The sequence below is a fragment of the Streptomyces sp. NPDC048172 genome (genome assembly GCF_043202595.1).
Taxonomy (GTDB): domain Bacteria; phylum Actinomycetota; class Actinomycetes; order Streptomycetales; family Streptomycetaceae; genus Streptomyces.
In genome coordinates this window covers 489,234-506,144 of the sequence record NZ_JBIDAT010000002.1, presented here as the reverse complement: position 1 = coordinate 506,144, position 16,911 = coordinate 489,234, and the positions used below count along the sequence as shown (strand labels likewise).

Sequence of the window (16,911 nt, the reverse complement as noted above, 5' to 3'; positions counted from 1 at the left end):
CTCATCCCGAGGGCGGCCAACGGGCCGTCACCGCGCCGAAGGGAAGTGCGTCATGCCCCAGCAGAACCCCCAGCAGATCCACGCCGTCCTGGGATCCGGCCCCGCCGGACGGACCCTCGCCGCCACGCTCGTCGCGCGCGGCCACGCGGTCCGTACGGTCGACCGGGGCACGGGCGGCGGCCCCGTCGTGCCGGGCGCCGAGCACGTCACCGCCGACCTGTCCGACCCCGCCGCCGCGCGCGAGGCCCTCGACGGCGCGGCCGTCGCGTACCACTGCGTGAACGTCGCCTATCACCTCCAGACCGAGGCCATGCCCGGCATCCAGCGGGCCGTGCTGGAGGGCGCCGAGGCGGCCGGGGCGCGGCTGGTGGTGCTGGACACGCTCTACCCGTACGGGCCGACCGGCGGGGCCGTCATGACCGAGGACACGCCCTGGAACGCGACCACGCGCAAGGGGCGGATGCGGGCCGACCTGGACGAGCGCTATCTGGAGGCGCACCGTTCGGGCCGGGTGCGCGTGAGCCTCGGCCGCTCGGCCGACTTCTACGGCCCCGGCGTCCTCAACTCCTCGCTCGGCGGCGCCGTCTTCCCCGGCGCGCTGTCCGGGGGCACGGTCCTGGGCTTCGGCGACCTGGACCTGCCGCACAGCTACACGTACATCGGGGACGTCGCCCTGGGGCTGGCCCTGCTGGGCGAGACCCCGGAGACGGACGGCCGGGTGTGGCACCTGCCCACGGCCCCGGCCCGTACGACGCGCGAGGTGCACGCGCTGATAGCCGGGGCCACCGGCGGCCCGCTGAAGGTGGAGGTAATGACGGAGGCGCGGCCCTGGGGACCGTTCGACGCGGTGTTCATGGACTCCTACGCCGAGCTGTTCTACCAGCACACCGAGCCCCAGGTGATGGACTCCTCCGCCTTCGAGCGGCGCTTCGGGACCGGCCCGACGCCGCTGGAGGAGGGGCTGTCCAGGACGGTGGCCTGGTACCGCGAACAGGGCTGAGCCTCCGGTTGCGGGATGGGGTCGCGGGATGGGGGTCGCGGGATGGGGGTCGCGGGGTTGTAGGATGACTGGGCAACCGGGCGAATCCAGACCCAGACACTCATCATGTGGGAGAAGCGCGCATGGCCCTCCAGGCGGCGGGACGGCAGTCCCTGGTCGACACCGTGGTCACCGAGCTGCGCGCGCAGCTCACGGCGGGCGAATGGCCCGTCGGCGAGCGCATCCCCACCGAGCACGCGCTGGCCGAGCAGCTCCAGGTCGGACGGAACACGGTCCGTGAGGCCGTCCGCGTCCTCGTGCACTCCGGCATGCTCCGCTCCCGCCAGGGCGAGGGCACCTTCGTGGTGTCCCACACCGACCCCGGCGAGGTGATGCGCGGCGTGCGGCTCGCGGACGTGCGCGACGTGCTGGAGCTGCGCATCGCGCTGGAGGCCGAGGGCGCCCGTCTCGCGGCCCTGCGGCACACCGCCGGGGACCTGGACCGGATGCGGGCCGCGCTCGCCGCACAGGCCGCCTTCAAGGACGAGGAGGGCTTCCCCTCGCTCGGCCAGCTGGAGCTGTACGCGGAGCACGACATCGAGTTCCACATCGCCGTCGTGGACGCCGCGCACAACACCGCGCTGAGCGCCACGTACGGCTGGTTCAGCACCTCCGTGCGCGAGGCGCTCGTCACCTCGCTGCACGACACGCAGATGCCGCGCATCCACGCCGACGACCACCACGCGCTGGTGGACACCATCGCGAGCGGCGACCCGGACGCGGCGGAACGGGCGGCCAGGGAGCTGCTCGCCAGGCCCAAGCAGGCCGTCGACGCCCTGCTGACGCACGACAACTGAAAGAGAGCACCACCCCGTATGCCGTCACACCGCACCGAAGGGCGCACCTCTCAAGAGCTCGCAGAGGCCGAACTGATCGACGCCGAGGAGGACCTGGCGCCCGCGCCGCCCGTCGCGACCGCGCGCGCCCGGCTGCGCGCGCATCCGCTGCTCCTGCTCGTCGGCATCGTGCTGGCCTCGCTCAACATGCGGGCCGCGCTCGCCGGGGTCTCCCCCGTCCTGGGAGACATCAGTGACGACTTCGGGATGACCTCGACCACCAGCAGCCTGGTGACGACCATTCCGCTCGTTTTCATGGGCCTCGCCTCGCCCGTGGCGCCCCGGCTGGCGCGGCGCTGGGGCACCGAGACGGTGCTCTTCGGCGCCCTCGTGCTCCTCGCGGGCGGCATAGCCCTGCGGGTCGCGCCGCCGGTGGTCACGCTCTTCGCCGGGTGCGCCGTGGTCGGTACGGGCATCGCGCTGCTCAACGTGCTGATGCCGGGCCTGATCAAGCGGGACTTCCCGGAGAAGGCCGCCGGTATGACGGCGCTCTACTCGACGGCGATGATCCTCGGCGCGACCGTCTCGGCCGCCGCGGCGGTGCCGCTGGAGCACGCCCTGGGCGGCTGGCGCGGTTCGCTCGTCTCCTGGGCACTGCTCGCCGCCCTCGCCGCCCTCGTCTGGCTGCCCCAGGCCGTGCTGGCCCGGCGCGGCACCCACCACGGGGAGTCGGCCGCCGTACCGGCGCACCGCACGGACGGCGCTGCGGACGACATCCCTCTCATGAGGTCGGGGCTCGCCTGGCAGGTCACGCTGTTCATGGGCTCGCAGTCCCTCATCGCGTACGTGACCATCGCCTGGATGCCGACCGTCTTCACCGACAACGGCATGAGCAGGGCCACGGCCGGTCTGGTCTTCGCGTTCAGCACCCTTGTCCAGATGGCCGGTTCGTTCGTGGTGCCGACCCTCGCGGGACGGATGCGCGGGCAGCGGACGCTCGCCGCGGCCGTCGCGGTGCTGATGGCCGCGGGGATCGCCGGTCTGCTCGTCGCCCCCGTGGCCGGGGCGTGGGTGTGGGCGGCGCTGCTGGGCGTCGGCCAGGGCGGCGCGCTCGGTCTGGCCCTGACGATGATGGTGCTGCGCTCCGGGGACGCGCACACGGCGGCCCGGCTCTCCGGCATGGCGCAGACCTGGGGCTATCTGCTGGCCGCCGTCGGCCCGTTGGCGCTGGGCGCGGTGCACCAGGCGACGGGCGGCTGGACCGCGCCGATCGTGCTGCTGCTGTGCGTGTGCGCGGGCCTGGTCCTGCTGGGCCTGGGCGCCGGACGCGACCGGAAGATCGGCGGTGCGCCCGGCGCCGTACGGTGAATTCGGCGGTACGGACGGACCGTACGGTGAACCCTTCGTCCGTACCGGGGACTCACTCCTCCCCAGCGAGCGTGAGGGTGCGCAGCTTCTGGCCCGCCAGCCACGTACCGCCCACGGTGACGACGACGAGCAGCACCAGGGCGACGGGCAGCCCCACCGATGAGGTGATGTCGGCGCCGTCGCCCGCGACCTTCTCGCCCAGCGCGAGCGCCCACTGCTGCACGCTGAGGGTCTTCGCGCCCTCCACCAGGCTGCCGAAGAGGGCCTCCCAGATGAGCGAGTAGATCAGGCCGATGACGACCGCGTGCCTGCTAACCGTGCCGAGCAGCAGGAACAGCGCGCTGTACGCGACGGAGGCCACGGCGGCGGCGAGCGCGTAGGCCACCGCGATCTGCTGGCTGTTGCCGTTGAGGATGAAGCCCGCGACGAGCACCGGTACGGCCGTGAAGACGGCCGTCACCCCGGTGGCGACGACGAGCTTGGTGACGATGATGCTGGGCCGCTTGACCGGCTTGGACAGCAGATAGACCACCGAGCCGTCGTCGATCTCCGGCCCGATCGCGCCCGTACCGGCGATGACGCCGACCAGGGGGACCATCGTCGCCAGGGCGAAGCCGCCCAGGAGCTGCGTGGTGACCTCGTCGTCCGCGCCGACCATGGCGCGCACGGCGGCCGCCACGACCAGGAGCAGCACGGGCAGCGCGCACAGGATCAGCGCGCGGCGGCGGCCGAGGAGGGCCCGGTAGGTGAGCCGGGCGACTGTGGGATTGAACATCGGAATGAGGCTCCCTTCGGGCCGCTAGGCAGCGACGAGGTACGAGAAGACGCTCTCCAGGGACTCGTCGGAGGGCGAGACCGTGTAGAGCCTGATGCCGTGCTCGCGGGCGACGCGCGGGAGCAGTTCGGTGAAGCGGGTGAAGTCGATGGCCTGGATGCGCAGGGCCTTCTCGTTCCAGTCCAGCTCGATGCCCGCCGTGGAGGCGTCCGCGATGAGCGCGGCGGCCAGCTGACGGTCGTCGCTGGAGCGCACCAGGTAGCGGTGCGGCCGGTCCGTCATCAGGCGGCGGATCTTCCGGAAGTCGCCGCTGGCCGCGTGCCGCCCGGCCACGATCACCTCGATGTGCGAGGCGAGCTGCTCGACCTCCTCCAGGATGTGCGAGGAGAAGAGCACGGTGCGTCCCTCGGCGCCCATCCTGCGCAGCAGATCCATGAGCTGCATGCGCTGCCGCGGGTCCATCCCGTTGAACGGTTCGTCCAGGAGCAGCACGGACGGCTCGTGCACCAGCGCGGAGGCCATCTTCACGCGCTGCCGCATGCCCTTGCTGTACGTCGAGATCTTGCGGTCCTGCGCGTACTCCATCTCGACCGTGGCGAGCGCCTTCTGCGCCGCCGCCTTCGGGTCGGGGAGCTGGTGCAGCTCGGCGTTGGCCAGCACGAAGTCGTACCCCGTGAGGAAGTCGTACATCCCCTCGCGCTCGGGGACGAGCCCGATCTCGCGGTACGCCTGCTCGTTGCGCCAGATCGGCGCTCCGTCCAGGGTCACGCTGCCGTTGGAGGGGGCGAGGAAACCGCCCATCATGTGGATGAGCGTGGACTTGCCCGCGCCGTTGGGACCCAGCAGCCCGGTGACGCCGGGGCCGATCTCCATGGTGATGTCGTTGACGGCGACGACGTTCCCGAACCAGCGGGACGTGCGGTCGATGTGGATCGTGGTCACAGTCCGGCCTTTCGGTAGCGGCGCAGCAGGAGCGCGTACGCGCCCGCGGTCAGCGCCGCGATGACGACGAGGTAGAGCGGGCCCTGCGCGTCGGTGAGGGTCTCGCCGCCCGGGAACTGGGAGATGCCGCCCAGGAACTTGCTCTGCAGGCCGTCCATGAGCGAGCCGGGCGAGGCCAGCCCGAGCCAGCCGATGGCCGAGTCGGCGTCCTGTTCCATGGCGATGCCCTGGAGCGCGCTGATGAGGAAGAACGGGATGGTCAGCACCACGATGATCGCGGCGATCCCGAAGCCCCGGCGCGGGGTGAGCGCCGCCATGCACGCGCCGATGGCCGCGTGCAGCAGGGCGAACACGGCGCAGAACACCAGCCCCTGGAGGAAGCCCTTGGTCGACTCGCCGAAGTCGAGCTTCGCCAGCAGCGCCCCGACGTACATGATCACGACGGGGAAGGCGGTGAAGACGAAGAGGGCGGCGGAGAGCGCCGCGTACTTCGCCGCGACGTAGTCGCCGCGTTCGATGGGGCGCGAGAAGTAGAGCGGCGTGATCTTGAACCGCAGGTCGAGCGAGACCATCTGGGGCGCGACCGCGGCGATGAAGATCCCGATGACGGGCTGGAGCATCAGCACGTACTCGGAGTAGCCGACGGGCAGTTCGTCCGCCTTGGTCGCGACCGCCACGGCCACGATGATCGCGGCGGGCATGCAGATCACGGCGAAGAGGATCATCGGCAGGACCTTGGACTTGGCCGAGCGTCCGAGGCCGTACGCGCCGCGCAGCGACTGCGAGAAGAGCGAGCGCCGGGCGTACGCGCGGCCGAGCCGGGCGCCCTCGTACTCGCGGTAGCCGATGTTGTGGATGACGTCCTGGCCGCGCTGGGCCGGGGCGGGTGCCGTCGGGGGTGCCGTGGGCGTGGGATCAGGCGACATCGGCGCTGCTCCTCTCCTGCTGGTGGTCCTGGCGCGGCTGCGCGGAACGGGCGGCCGCGTCGTCCGAGGTGAAGACCTCGGAGATCTGGTGCCTGCGCTGCTCCATCCGCACGAGGCCCACGCCGAGCTCGGCTGCGGCGTCGCGGACCGCGTCGTACGCGGACTCGTCGTCGGCGTCCACGTACAGCAGGTGGCCCGTGCCCGGGGCCGCGTGCCCGGCCGCGGGGCTGTGGACGCTCAGACCGGCGCGGTCGAGCGCGGTGCGCAGCGCGGCGGTGCCGTCCGGGTGCAGGTCGGTGTCGGTCACCTCGACGGCGAGGACCGCCGTGGTCTGCGTGAAGTCGGCGGTGGACGAGGACCGCAGCAGCTTTCCGCCGTCGATGACGACGACGTGGTCGCAGGTGCGCTCCAGCTCGCCGAGCAGGTGCGAGGTGACGAGGACGGAGATGCCGAAGTCCGTGTGGACGCGCCGGATCAGCGCGAGCATGTCATCACGGCCGACGGGGTCGAGCCCGTTGGTGGGCTCGTCGAGGAGGACCAGCCGGGGGTCGTGCACCAGCGCCTGGGCGAGCTTGACGCGCTGCTTCATGCCTGTCGAGTAGCCGCCCATCGGGCGGTACCGCTCCTCGTAGAGGCCCACGTGGCGCAGGGTGTCGGCGGTCCGCTCACGGGCCGCCGTCGGGGGCAGCCCCGACATCCGGGCCATGTGCACGACGAACTCGGTCGCCGAGACGTCGGGCGGCAGGCAGTCGTGCTCCGGCATGTAGCCGACGCGCTCCCTGATGGCGCTGCCGTGGGTCCGTACGTCCATGCCGAGGACAGTGGCACCGCCCTCGGTGGCGGGTTCGAGCCCGAGCAGGATCTTGATCAGGGTCGATTTGCCGGCGCCGTTGGCACCCACCAGGCCAGTGACGCCCGGTGTGATGCCGACGGTCAGCCGGTCGAGCGCGGTCACCCGGGGGAACCGCTTGCTGAGGCTTTCGGTCGCGATCACAGTCACGTCCTCGACGCTAGTGGCGCAGCTCACGCTCCGCGTCCGCCAGGGCGTCTGTTTCTCCGTACCTCTCAGGTCGGAGAAACCCGTAGGGGCTCGCTCTCAGGGGGGCTGACGAAAGTTATCCACAGGTCGGGGGTGGGCTCTTGCCCGCGCCATGGATCGATGTCACATTCGTTGATGTCAAGTTGCGGAGCGGGGCGTCCGGGAGATCGGCAGACCCGGAATTCAGGGATTCGGGAATTCGGGGATTCGGAGAGGGGCGGTGGGCCATGCCTGCGAGGAGTCACGGCTATTCCTCCGCTGACCTGCGGGGCTTCAGAGAAGTGCAGCAGCTCAGCTATGAGTGCGCCGAGTCGGTCGCCGCGCGGCTCAAGCCGGGGGTGACCGAGCGCGAGGCGGCGCGCATGCAGCGCGAGTGGCTGCGGGAGAGAGGGGTGCGGGACTGGTTCCATCTCCCCTTCGCGTGGTTCGGGGACCGCACCGCGTTCGCCGGTTTCAGGATCCCGCTCCAGTTCTTCCCGACGGACAAGCGGCTGGAGCCGGGGATGCCCTTCATCCTCGACATGGCTCCGATCCACCGCGGCTTCACCTCGGACATCGGCTATTCCGGCTGCCTCGGCCTCAATCCCCTGCACGAGCGGCTGATGTCCGACCTGCGGGAGCACCGCGAGCTGCTCCTCCGCGAGGTCCGCGAGCGCCGCCCGCTGAGGGAGATATACGAGGACGTGGAGCGGCTCATGGTCCGCCAGGGCCACGCCAACCGGCACCGGGCCTATCCGTTCGGCGTGATCGCGCACAAGGTCGACCGGGTCAAGGACCGCCGCTGGTCCCCCACGGTCTTCGGCTTCGGCACCAACGCCCTGCGGGGCCTGGCGAAGGACGCCCTGCACGGGCACAGGGACGGCTGGTCCCCGCTGTGGAGTCCGTACCGCTTCTCGGACCACCCGCCCGAGCCGGGCCTGTGGGCGGTCGAGCCGCACCTCGGATTCCGGGGCACGGGCGCCAAGTTCGAGGAGATCCTCGTCGTGACCGACTCGAAGGACCCGGAGGAGAGCGCCTTCTGGCTGGACGACGACCTGCCGCACGTGCGGCGCTGGCGGGAGGAGGCGGTCGCGCGATGACGGCGGACGGCAGGGCGCGGAAGACGAAGAGGGCTGAGGACAGGGGCGACGTGGACAAGGACCTGGGCGGAGAGAGCGAGCGGCACGGAGAGCGGGAGCGGCACGGGGAGCGGGAGCGCCGGGTGCGCACCGGCGGCATCGAGCTATGCGTCGTGGAGCGGGGCGACCCCGCGCGGCCCACGGTGGTGCTGGTGCACGGCTATCCGGACAGCAAGGAGGTCTGGTCCGAGGTCGCCGACCGCCTGGAGGACCGCTTCCACGTGGTGATGTACGACATGCGGGGGTGCGGCCGTTCCTCCGCGCCCAAGCCGCTGCGCGGCGGCTTCACCCTGGAGAAGCTGACCGACGACTTCCTGGCCGTGGTGGACGCGGTCAGTCCCGGCAAGCCGGTCCACCTCGTCGGGCACGACTGGGGCTCGGTGCAGGGCTGGGAGTTCGCGACGGTCAAGCGGACAGAGGGCCGTATCGCCTCGTTCACGACGATGTCGGGCCCCTCGCTCGACCACTTCGGGCACTGGATCAAGAAGCGGATGACCCGCCCGACCCCGCGCCGTGCCGCGCAGCTCCTCGGCCAGGGCGCCAAGTCCTGGTACGTGTACGCGCTGCACACCCCGGTGCTCCCCGAGCTGGCGTGGAAGGGCCCGCTCGGCAAGAGGTGGCCGAGGATCCTGGAGCTGATGGAGAAGGTCCCCGCGACCGGCACCGGCACCGGCACGGAGGACGCCCGCCCGGCGTATCCCACATCGTCCCTCCCCACGGACGCGGCACACGGCGCCTGGCTCTACCGGGACAATGTGCGCCCGAGGCTCCGCCGCCCCCGTACCGACTGCTACGCCCATGTGCCGGTGCAGCTCATCACCCCGACGGGAGACGCCTTCCTCAGCCAGCGGCTCTACGACGAGCTGGAGATGTGGGCGCCGAAGCTGACGCGGCGCTCGCTGCCCGCCAAGCACTGGGTGCCCCGCACCCGGCCCGACCAGCTCGCCGCCTGGATCGGGGAGTTCGTCTCCACCGCGGAGTCCGAGACGCCCACCCGCGAACCGGCCGCCCCCGGGCCGTTCGCGGACCGCTTCGGGGGTCAGCTCGTGCTCGTCACGGGAGCGGGCAGCGGGATCGGGAGGGCGACGGCGTTCTCGTTCGCCGAGGCGGGCGCGCGCGTCGTCGCCGTCGACCGTGACGCGGAGAGCGCGGCCCGCACCGCCGACATGGCGCGGCTCGTGGGCGCCCCGGAGGCCTGGGCCGAGACCGTGGACGTGGCCGACGAGCAGCAGATGGAGAAGCTCGCGCAGAAGGTCGCCGAGGAGTACGGCGTGGTGGACGTCCTGGTGAACAACGCGGGAGTGGGCGTCTCCGGCTCCTTCCTGGAGACCAGCTCCGAGGAGTGGAAGCGCGTCCTCGACGTCAATCTGTGGGGCGTCATCCACGGCTGCCGCCTCTTCGGCCGCCAGATGGCCGAGCGCGGCCAGGGCGGTCACATCGTCAACACCGCCTCGGCCGCCGCCTATCAGCCCTCCCGCGCCCTCCCGGCCTACAGCACCTCGAAGGCGGCCGTGCTGATGCTCAGCGAGTGCCTGCGCGCCGAGCTCGCGGGCCAGGGCATCGGCGTCACCGCGGTCTGCCCCGGCCTGGTGAACACCAACATCACCGCGACCACGCGCTTCACCGGGGTCGACGAGGACGAGCAGAAGCGCCGCCGCCGTCGCGCCTCCCGGTTCTACGGGATGCGGAACTACCCGCCCGAGAAGGTCGCCGACGCCGTGCTCCGCGCCGTCGTGCGCAACCAGGCCGTGGTGCCGGTGACGCCCGAGGCCCGCGGGGCCCGTGTGCTCTCCCGCCTCGCCCCGCGTACGCTCCGCGCGATAGCCCGGCTGAAGCCCCCGATGTAGCAGCCCCATGCGCCCCGCCCCCGGCCCCCTCCCGGGCGGCGCGGCGAGCGAGGAGACCGACCATGTCCCTGTCCGACGCCGAGTACCGGATCGAGGATCTCGCCCACCGCAGCGGCGCCACGGTGCGCACGATCCGCGCGTACCAGGACAAGGGCCTGCTGCCCAAGCCCGAGCGGCGCGGCAGGGCCAATGTGTACGACGACTCGCACCTGGCCCGGCTGCGGCAGATCGCCGATCTCCTCGACAGGGGTTACACGCTGGCGTCCATCAAGGAGCTGCTCCAGGCCTGGGACGAGGGGCGGGGCCTGGGCGGGGTGCTGGGGCTGGTCGCGGAGGTCGAGGGGCCGTGGACCGACGAGGAGTCGGGGCGGATGACCCGCGCGGAGCTGGACGAGCTGTTCACCGGGGAGCAGAACGACACGGCGGTCGCCGAGGCCGTCTCGCTCGGCGTGCTGGTCCCGCTGCCCGACCGGCCCGGCGAGTTCCTGGTGCCGAGCCCGCAGGAGCTGGCCGTGGCGGCGGAGCTGCACAAGGCGGGCGTCCCGCTCCTCGCGATCACCGACCATCTCCGGGAGCTGCGGGGGCAGATGGAGCACATCGCGGCCCGTTTCCTGGACTTCACGAACGAGCACGTGTTCATCCGCTATCTCGGCACGCGCCCCTCGGACAGCGACGCGTCCGAGGCGGCCGACTTGGTGCGCAGGCTGCGCCCGCTCGCGCAGCAGACCGTGGAGGCGGAGCTGGCCCGCGCCATGAGCAAGCTCGCTGCGCGCAACCTGCGCGACCACCTCCGCTCGGCCGCCGCCGCACCCCCGCCGGACCCCGCAGGACCCCGTGCCGAAGCGGTCCCCCTGCCCTCCGGCACGGTGGAATCGGTCCGCACCCTGGTCGGCGAGGACCGCACCCCCGCGTTCATCGCCGCCGCGACGGAACGCGAGGTCCAGGCCCGCACGATGGACCGCCTCACGGCGGAGGGGAGCGGGGGCGAACCGGGGCGGCACTGAGCGGAGCTGTACGGGGCTGTACGGGGCGGTGTCGCACCGAGCAGGTCGGCAAGGGGCGTTCGGCTCAGCGGTCAGGCCAGGCCCGCTCGGGAGAGGCCCTCTGTGGCCAGGCGTTCGAAGAGGGAGGGGGAGAGGGCGAAGCGGGTGTCGGGGATGGGCCAGTGGAGGACGAGTTCGTCGAAGCCGAGTTCCGCGTGGCGGGCGGCGAAGTCGGCGAAGGCGTCGAGGGAGTCCAGGGCGCCCTCGGTGCTGTCCGGGGTGAAGCCGGTGAGCAGGATGCGGTCGAGCTCGGCCGGGTCGCGGCCCTCCTCGGCGCAGGCCTTCTCCATGCGGGCGGCCTGGCGGGCGAGGGCGGTGTGGGAGTCGGCGGCGGAGCCGGAGGAGTTCGCCGCGCCGTCGCCGGTCGTCAGCCATGCCTGGCCGTGGCGGGCGGCAAGGCGGAGGCCGCGGGGGCCCGTGGCCGCGACGGCGAAGGGCAGGCGGGGGCGCTGGACGCAGCCGGGGAGGTTGCGGGCCTCGTGGGCCGCGTAGTGGGCGCCCCCGTGAGTGACCTCGTCCTCGGTCAGGAGGCGGTCGAGGAGGGGGACGAACTCGGCGAAGCGGTCGGCGCGTTCGCGCGGGGTCCACGGTTCCTGACCGAGGGCGGTCGCGTCGAAGCCGGAGCCTCCGGCGCCGATGCCGAGGGTGAGGCGGCCGCCGCTGAGGTCGTCGAGGGAGACGAGTTCCTTGGCGAGGGTGACCGGGTGCCGGAAGTTGGGGGAGGTGACCATCGTGCCGAGCCGGATGCGTTCGGTGACGCCCGCCGCCGCGGTCAGGGTCGGTACGGCGCCGAACCAGGGCCCGTCGCGGAACGGGACGCGCCACGTCAGGTGGTCGTAGGTGTACGCGGCGTGGAAGCCCAGTTCCTCGGCCCGCCGCCAGGTGTCGCGCCCGCCCTCGTGCCAGCGGTCGACGGGCAGGATGCATGTGCTCAGTCTCATGGTGCGAGCGTATGCCGGGCGACTGGGCCGCTGGGCTGCTGGGCGGGCCGGGCTCACCTGGCATGATTCGGTGGTATGGACCACTCGCACGATCCCGACCGCCCTCTCCCGAGCACCGAGGCGGCCGTCCGGGCCGTCCGCGCCGTCGCGGAGCGGCACGGCCACTCGGTGAGCGTCGAGCACGCGATCGGGGCGGACGAGTCGTCGCGGCGTTCGGCTGCCGGGGCGTTCGCCGTGACCGACGAGGACGGGTCGATGCCGCACGAGGCGTGGCTGGAGATCCCCGCGACCGAGGGCCCTCTCACCCCGCACATCACCGTGCAGGTCTTCGAGGAGGGGGACGCGCACATCACGCTGGACGGGATCACGTTCCATGACGTCCCGCGCGAGCAGGCCCCGGCGTTCCTGGAGACGGTCTTCGACGGGCGGGCGCGCGTGAAGATGACCTGGTGGCCGCCGTACTGCCGACTGATCGTCGCGCTGCCGGGCGACCGTACGTACAAGGAGGTCGTGCCGATGGCGCACGGCGGGCTCTCGCGGTGGATGAACGCGATCGCGAAGTAGTGCAGTGGCTCAGTGGCGCGGCGGCAGTGTGCTCGGGGCGTTCCTCGCGGACCGTACGCTCGTCCTATGACGGACGATCTCTCCCGTGCCAGGCGGCAAGTCTCGCTCGGTGACCCCGCGTTCACCTACCCGCTGTGGCCGCCGATGACGGCCGGATGTCCGAGGACGAGCACGGAGACGGTCTCCTACCCGGTGGAGGTCGACTACGCGTACGACGAGGTGGACGGCCCGGCGCTCTTCGCCGCCCCCGGCGCCCGCGGTGACGGCATCGGGCGGTGGGCGCCGCTGCTTCCGCCGCTCGTCGGGCCGGGGCTCGCGGAGGGCGGGACGCCGCTCGTGCCGTTGGAAGACGGTGTCTACGTCAAGGACGAGTCCCGCAATCCCACATGGAGCCACAAGGACCGGCTCAACCGCGTCGCCGTCAGCGCGGCCGTGCGCATGGGGGCGCCGGGGATCGTCGTCGCCTCGTCCGGCAATCATGGCGCGTCGGCCGCCGCGTACGCCGCACGGGCCGGGCTGCCCTGCGTCGTGATCGCGTCCTCGCACGTGCCCCCGGCCGTCCTGTCGTTCCTGCGGGCGTACGGCGCCGAGGTGCTGCCCGTGCCCGAGGCCGGGCGGTGGCCGGTGCTGCGGCAGATCGTCGAACGGTGCGGGCTGCACCCCGTCAGCAACCTCACCCCCACCCACACCGGTCACGCCTTCGGGCCCGAGGGCTACAAGACCGTGGCCTACGAGCTGTTCGCGGATCTCGGCACGGTGCCCTCGGCCGTCTACGTCCCCGTCGGGTACGGGGAACTGCTGTTCGGCGTCGGCAAGGGCTTCGAGGAGCTGCGCCGCCTCGGCGTGACGGACCGTGTGCCGCGCCTGTTCAGCGCCGAGCCCGACGCGGGCGGGCCGCTCGCCGCCGCCGTGCGCGCGGGCGTACCCGCCACGCACGTCGAGGTCGGCCCCACGGACGCGTACGCCATCGACTCCTCCGTCGGCGGCTACCGCGCCCGGTACGCGCTGGGGCGCAGCGGGGGAGAGGCGCTGCTCGTGAGCGACGCGCAGTTGCGGGAGGCGCAGCGGGAGCTGGCGGGGCAGGGGATGTGGGCCGAACTGTCGAGCGCGGCGGGGCTCGCGGCGTACCGCGCGCACCGTCCCGGCCCGGTCTCCGAGGGGCCCGTGGTGTGCGTGTCCACTTCGAGCGGTTTCAAGGATCTCGGGGTCGGGACGGAGTCCGTGCAGACCGTTCCGGCGGAGTGGGACGCGATCGCGCCCCGGCTGCGCGCGGCGGGCCTGCTCGACCAGGCTTCCTAGCGCTGCCGAAGACCGCGACGCCACCGCCGGTTCCGGGGACGGTACGGGTGCCCTCCCCGGGGGCAGCGGGGGGCCGCCGCAGGAGCGCGGACACCTGCGGCGCTTGGTGGCGTCAGACCAGGCCGTGCCGGTACGCGAAGGCGACGGCCTGGGCGCGGTCGCGGGCGCCGGTCTTCGCCAGCAGCCGGTTGATGTGGCTCTTGACCGTGCCCTCGCTGACGACGAGGTGCTCGGCGATCTCCCCGTTGGACAGCCCGCCCGCGATGAGGGTCAGCACCTCCGCCTCCCGGGGTGTGAGTCCGGCCGGGAAGCGGGGCGGTGTTGTAGGCGGACGCGGGGGCTGGTCGCCGCCCGCACCGGCGAGCGCGTCGATCAAGTGGTGCTGCACGGCGGGGTCGATGGCGGCCTGGTCGTCCAGCACGCGCCGCAGCGCCTGGTGGATCTCCTCGCCGCCCGAGTCCTTGGTGAGGTAGCCGCGCGCCCCGGCGCGCAACGCGTCCAGCACCGAACGGTCGTCCGAGTACGTGGTCAGCACGACGACCTTGGCGCCCGGCACACGCTCCCGCAGCAGCCGCGTGGCCTCGACGCCGTCGCAGCGCGGCATCCGGAGGTCCATGAGCACGACGTCCGGGGCGAGTTCGGCGGCGAGGGCGACGGCCTCCGACCCGTCCGCGGCGACGCCCACGACCTCGACGTCCGGCAGCAGCCCGAGCACCATCGTCAGCCCCTCCCGGACGACGCGCTGGTCGTCGGCGACGAGGACGCGGATCGGCGTCCTGCTCATGCTCACGCGGGCACCTCCAGGTCGACGCGGAAACCGGTGGGCGTCGGGCCGGTGACGAGTGTGCCACCCAGCAGTTCGGCGCGCTCCCGCATGCCGGTGAGGCCGTATCCCCCCTCTTCCTCGACTTCGTCCTCTCCCTCGTCCCTGGCGCCCTCGCCCTCGTCCCTGGGGCCCGCACCCTCGCCGCTGAAGTCCTCGATCGTCAGGCGGGCGCCCGGCCGTTCATAGCTGAGGGACAGCTCGACGCGGTCGGCGTGGGCGTGCTTGGCGACGTTGGTCAACGCCTCCTGGGCGACCCGGTACAGCGCGAGGCGGGACTCGGTGCCCAGCTCGTGCGGCTCGCCGGTGACGGTGAGGCGGCAACGGGTGCCGCGGTCCCGCTCGAACCGCTCCACCAGCGCGGGCAGCCGCTCGGGGCCCGGCAGTTCGTCGTCGCGGAGCGTGCCGATCGCGCGGCGGGCCTCCGCGAGGCCGGACCGGCCCAGGCGGTGCGCGCGGTCGATGACCTCGGGTATTCGAGGGTCGGCCGGGTCGGCGGCGGCCAGCATCCGGGCCCCTTCGAGCTGGAGCATCAGCCCGGAGAGGGAGTGCGCGAGCACGTCGTGCATCTCGCGGGCGAGATGCTGGCGCTCCGCCAGGCCCGCCGCCTCCGCCTCCGCGGCACGGCTCTGCTCCAGCTCGGCGAGGAGCCGCTCGGCCAGCCGGTTGGCCTCGGCGAGGCGCATGGCGAGGAACATCGCCCCGTAGAAGGCGCCGATCATCACCGCGTTGAGCAGCGCGGTGGTGAGGGAGCCGCGCTGCGCGACCGCGACGACCGTCGCCAGCAGCACCACGGCGCCCACCGTCAGCGGCACCGAGAGGTGGCCGCGCAGCCGGGGCGCGAGGAGGGACAGGCCGACGAAGACGCCCGCGACGGCCACCCCGTCCGGCTGGAGCCAGACCAGTGCCGCCGAAGCGGCCATCAGCACCCCGACGCAGGCGGCGTGGGCCCAGTCGGGGACGCGCGCCCAGCTCAGGACGTGGTCCCAGCCCGGCACGTGATCGCGGCCCGGCAGCCGGGCGCGGCCACGGCCGCTGCCCCGGAGCGTGACCAGGCATCCCACGCCCCCGACGACCACGCCGCCCAGGGCGCACGAGACGGCCAGCTCGCGGCCCGACGCCCCCGGACCCGGCCGGGAGTGCAGCGCCGACCAGACCACGACGGCCAGGACCAGCGGCGCCAACGGGCGCAGCCAACGCACCACCGCCTCCTCCTGCCGCACCCGCGACGCCCGCAGCACGGACGGCGAGGAAAGGGAGGAAGAGGAGGAAGGGGGAGGGGAAGAGGACGACCGGAGCGGTGGAGGGGCGGGGGTGTGGGCGGAGCTGGTCACTCCCCGAACGGTACGGACCGTCGCCCGCCCCGGCATCGCCTCACGGGTTGAGCCCGCACCCTCCACCCGTGGGTGGATACGGCCCCACCCCTGGTCAGAGGCTCCTGGTCCAGTGAAGTTCTGCCCAGGAGCCGACGCGTGGGACCGTCCCGCCGCCGCACGCTGGTTCGCCATGGACACCCTTGACGCCGGGAACACCGGCCCGCTCGAAGACCCCCGTACTCATACGTTCCGTGGCGTGAAGCGGCTTCTCGGGGCCTACGCGGCCCTCAGCGTGCTCACCGTCGTGGCCACCGTCCTGCTCCGCGACCACCACGACCTGGTGACCGACGCGGTCTGGATACGGGGCGTCGCCGTCGCCGTCAGCTCGCTCGCGATGTGTCTCTTCGCGGCCCGCGCGGCGCGCGGCTCGCGGGCGGCGTTCCGACGGATGCGGATCATCTGCGTCGTGATGGTTGTGGCCATCGTGGTGATCGTCGCGCTGCCCGGCGCCTTCCCGGTGTGGATGAGGGTCGAGCAGGCCGTCTGCGGGCTGCTCCTGCTGCCCGTCCTGGTACTGACGGGCCGGGGGCGGCTCCGGGGCCAGGAGCTCTTCGCCGACGAGCACTGAGGCCCCCCCCGGGGGAAAGGGAGCTGTCAGCCCGCCGCCGTCGTGATCACTTCGTCCAGTACGGAACGAGTACGGCGCAGGTCCCGGATCGAGCAGTCGATCCGCGCGCGCTCCGCCTCCAGCTGCTCGACCAGCCAGGGCGTCGCCGTCTCCGCCGGGCCGCCGTCGTGGTCCCGCATGCAGGGGAGGATGTTCGCGATCTTGTCGCTGCTGAGCCCCGCGGCCAGCAGCTGCTGGATGAGGATCACGCGGTCGACGGCCGCCTCCGGATACTCCCGGTGGCCGCCGGCCGTGCGGTCGGAGGCGAGCATGTGCTTCTGCTCGTAGTACCGCAGGGAGCGTACGCTCACGCCCGTACGCTGCGAGAGTTCGCCGATACGCATGGGATCCGGCCTCCTCGTCCGCCACCGCGACCCCAGCTCACAGGTTCACCGGGGTTGAATCTGACACCGGTGTCAGATCCTACG

The 16,911-nt window shown here is 72.7% G+C and carries 17 protein-coding genes; 9 read left to right on the top strand and 8 right to left on the bottom strand.

Annotation, left to right across the window (positions count from 1 at the left end; genetic code table 11):
- Positions 1-52: 52 nt before the first annotated feature.
- The 3 genes from ACGF3A_RS10870 (at position 53) to ACGF3A_RS10860 (ending at position 3,183) form a co-directional block, all read left to right on the top strand.
- Complete coding sequence (locus ACGF3A_RS10870) at positions 53-1,000, top strand: NAD-dependent epimerase/dehydratase family protein (protein WP_393728083.1); 948 nt, start codon at positions 53-55, stop codon at positions 998-1,000.
- Positions 1,001-1,122: 122 nt separating this feature from the next.
- Complete coding sequence (locus ACGF3A_RS10865) at positions 1,123-1,836, top strand: FadR/GntR family transcriptional regulator (RefSeq protein WP_393729086.1); 714 nt, start codon at positions 1,123-1,125, stop codon at positions 1,834-1,836.
- 18 nt (positions 1,837-1,854) lie between these two features.
- A complete protein-coding gene (locus tag ACGF3A_RS10860; RefSeq protein ID WP_393728081.1) occupies positions 1,855-3,183 on the top strand; it encodes a CynX/NimT family MFS transporter in 1,329 nt (442 codons plus the stop codon).
- A gap of 52 nt (positions 3,184-3,235) precedes the next feature.
- On the opposite strand, the gene ACGF3A_RS10855 is transcribed toward ACGF3A_RS10860, so the two are convergent.
- From ACGF3A_RS10855 to ACGF3A_RS10840, 4 genes are read right to left on the bottom strand one after another with little or no spacing between them, the layout of a single operon-like run.
- A complete protein-coding gene (locus ACGF3A_RS10855; protein ID WP_393728080.1) occupies positions 3,236-3,958 on the bottom strand; it encodes an ABC transporter permease subunit in 723 nt (240 codons plus the stop codon).
- A gap of 24 nt (positions 3,959-3,982) precedes the next feature.
- Positions 3,983-4,900, bottom strand: a complete 918-nt coding sequence (locus ACGF3A_RS10850; protein ID WP_393728078.1) for an ABC transporter ATP-binding protein — start codon at positions 4,898-4,900, stop codon at positions 3,983-3,985.
- Positions 4,897-5,826 (bottom strand): ABC transporter permease, encoded by a 930-nt coding sequence (locus tag ACGF3A_RS10845; protein WP_393728076.1) that lies wholly within the window; start codon positions 5,824-5,826, stop codon positions 4,897-4,899. Before ACGF3A_RS10845 ends, ACGF3A_RS10850 begins: the two co-directional genes overlap by 4 nt.
- Positions 5,816-6,826 (bottom strand): ATP-binding cassette domain-containing protein, encoded by a 1,011-nt coding sequence (locus ACGF3A_RS10840; protein WP_393728074.1) that lies wholly within the window; start codon positions 6,824-6,826, stop codon positions 5,816-5,818. Before ACGF3A_RS10840 ends, ACGF3A_RS10845 begins: the two co-directional genes overlap by 11 nt.
- Positions 6,827-7,092: 266 nt before the next feature.
- Here ACGF3A_RS10840 and ACGF3A_RS10835 point away from each other — a divergent pair, with 266 nt between their 5' ends.
- From ACGF3A_RS10835 to ACGF3A_RS10825, 3 genes are all read left to right on the top strand, one after another.
- Positions 7,093-7,944, top strand: a complete 852-nt coding sequence (locus ACGF3A_RS10835; protein WP_393728072.1) for a M24 family metallopeptidase — start codon at positions 7,093-7,095, stop codon at positions 7,942-7,944.
- Positions 7,941-9,830, top strand: coding sequence for an SDR family oxidoreductase (locus ACGF3A_RS10830; RefSeq protein ID WP_393728070.1), 1,890 nt, complete (start codon positions 7,941-7,943; stop codon positions 9,828-9,830). The genes ACGF3A_RS10835 and ACGF3A_RS10830 overlap by 4 nt, the downstream gene beginning before the upstream one ends.
- Before the next feature lie 62 nt (positions 9,831-9,892).
- Positions 9,893-10,834 (top strand): MerR family transcriptional regulator, encoded by a 942-nt coding sequence (locus tag ACGF3A_RS10825; RefSeq protein ID WP_393728068.1) that lies wholly within the window; start codon positions 9,893-9,895, stop codon positions 10,832-10,834.
- Between the two features lie 71 nt (positions 10,835-10,905).
- Here the strand turns inward: ACGF3A_RS10825 and ACGF3A_RS10820 are convergent, their stop codons facing one another.
- On the bottom strand, positions 10,906-11,814 hold the full coding sequence (locus tag ACGF3A_RS10820; RefSeq protein WP_393728066.1) for an LLM class flavin-dependent oxidoreductase: 909 nt from the start codon (positions 11,812-11,814) through the stop codon (positions 10,906-10,908).
- A 75-nt stretch (positions 11,815-11,889) separates the two neighbouring features.
- Between ACGF3A_RS10820 and ACGF3A_RS10815 the strand changes: the two genes are divergently transcribed.
- Together ACGF3A_RS10815 and ACGF3A_RS10810 are read left to right on the top strand one after the other, a co-directional pair.
- A complete protein-coding gene (locus ACGF3A_RS10815; RefSeq protein WP_393728064.1) occupies positions 11,890-12,378 on the top strand; it encodes a hypothetical protein in 489 nt (162 codons plus the stop codon).
- A 66-nt stretch (positions 12,379-12,444) separates the two neighbouring features.
- The gene (locus tag ACGF3A_RS10810) at positions 12,445-13,677 is read left to right on the top strand and encodes a pyridoxal-phosphate dependent enzyme (protein ID WP_393728062.1); all 1,233 of its coding nucleotides are present in this window, start codon (positions 12,445-12,447) and stop codon (positions 13,675-13,677) included.
- Between the two features lie 112 nt (positions 13,678-13,789).
- Here the strand turns inward: ACGF3A_RS10810 and ACGF3A_RS10805 are convergent, their stop codons facing one another.
- Positions 13,790-14,461: a response regulator gene (locus tag ACGF3A_RS10805; protein ID WP_393728060.1), complete on the bottom strand. Its 672-nt coding sequence runs from the start codon at positions 14,459-14,461 to the stop codon at positions 13,790-13,792.
- Between the two features lie 2 nt (positions 14,462-14,463).
- Complete coding sequence (locus tag ACGF3A_RS10800) at positions 14,464-15,702, bottom strand: sensor histidine kinase (RefSeq protein WP_393728058.1); 1,239 nt, start codon at positions 15,700-15,702, stop codon at positions 14,464-14,466.
- 370 nt (positions 15,703-16,072) lie between these two features.
- On the opposite strand from ACGF3A_RS10800, the gene ACGF3A_RS10795 reads away from it, so the two are divergent.
- Entirely contained in the window at positions 16,073-16,444 is a 372-nt protein-coding gene (locus tag ACGF3A_RS10795; RefSeq protein ID WP_393728056.1) for a hypothetical protein, read from the top strand.
- A gap of 26 nt (positions 16,445-16,470) precedes the next feature.
- On the opposite strand, the gene ACGF3A_RS10790 is transcribed toward ACGF3A_RS10795, so the two are convergent.
- Positions 16,471-16,827 carry a MerR family transcriptional regulator gene (locus tag ACGF3A_RS10790; RefSeq protein ID WP_393728054.1) on the bottom strand — a complete coding sequence of 119 codons (357 nt, stop codon included), beginning with the start codon at positions 16,825-16,827 and terminating at the stop codon, positions 16,471-16,473.
- Positions 16,828-16,911: the final 84 nt, after the last annotated feature.

Bases quoted from the DNA above. Each gene is read 5' to 3' on its own strand.
- ACGF3A_RS10870 (WP_393728083.1), top strand. From the start codon at position 53: ATGCCCCAGCAGAACCCCCAGCAGATCCACGCCGTCCTGGGATCCGGC.
- ACGF3A_RS10865 (WP_393729086.1), top strand. From the start codon at position 1,123: ATGGCCCTCCAGGCGGCGGGACGGCAGTCCCTGGTCGACACCGTGGTC.
- ACGF3A_RS10860 (WP_393728081.1), top strand. From the start codon at position 1,855: ATGCCGTCACACCGCACCGAAGGGCGCACCTCTCAAGAGCTCGCAGAG.
- ACGF3A_RS10855 (WP_393728080.1), bottom strand. From the start codon at position 3,958: ATGTTCAATCCCACAGTCGCCCGGCTCACCTACCGGGCCCTCCTCGGC.
- ACGF3A_RS10845 (WP_393728076.1), bottom strand. From the start codon at position 5,826: ATGTCGCCTGATCCCACGCCCACGGCACCCCCGACGGCACCCGCCCCG.
- ACGF3A_RS10835 (WP_393728072.1), top strand. From the start codon at position 7,093: ATGCCTGCGAGGAGTCACGGCTATTCCTCCGCTGACCTGCGGGGCTTC.
- ACGF3A_RS10830 (WP_393728070.1), top strand. From the start codon at position 7,941: ATGACGGCGGACGGCAGGGCGCGGAAGACGAAGAGGGCTGAGGACAGG.
- ACGF3A_RS10825 (WP_393728068.1), top strand. From the start codon at position 9,893: ATGTCCCTGTCCGACGCCGAGTACCGGATCGAGGATCTCGCCCACCGC.
- ACGF3A_RS10820 (WP_393728066.1), bottom strand. From the start codon at position 11,814: ATGAGACTGAGCACATGCATCCTGCCCGTCGACCGCTGGCACGAGGGC.
- ACGF3A_RS10815 (WP_393728064.1), top strand. From the start codon at position 11,890: ATGGACCACTCGCACGATCCCGACCGCCCTCTCCCGAGCACCGAGGCG.
- ACGF3A_RS10810 (WP_393728062.1), top strand. From the start codon at position 12,445: ATGACGGACGATCTCTCCCGTGCCAGGCGGCAAGTCTCGCTCGGTGAC.
- ACGF3A_RS10805 (WP_393728060.1), bottom strand. From the start codon at position 14,461: ATGAGCAGGACGCCGATCCGCGTCCTCGTCGCCGACGACCAGCGCGTC.
- ACGF3A_RS10790 (WP_393728054.1), bottom strand. From the start codon at position 16,827: ATGCGTATCGGCGAACTCTCGCAGCGTACGGGCGTGAGCGTACGCTCC.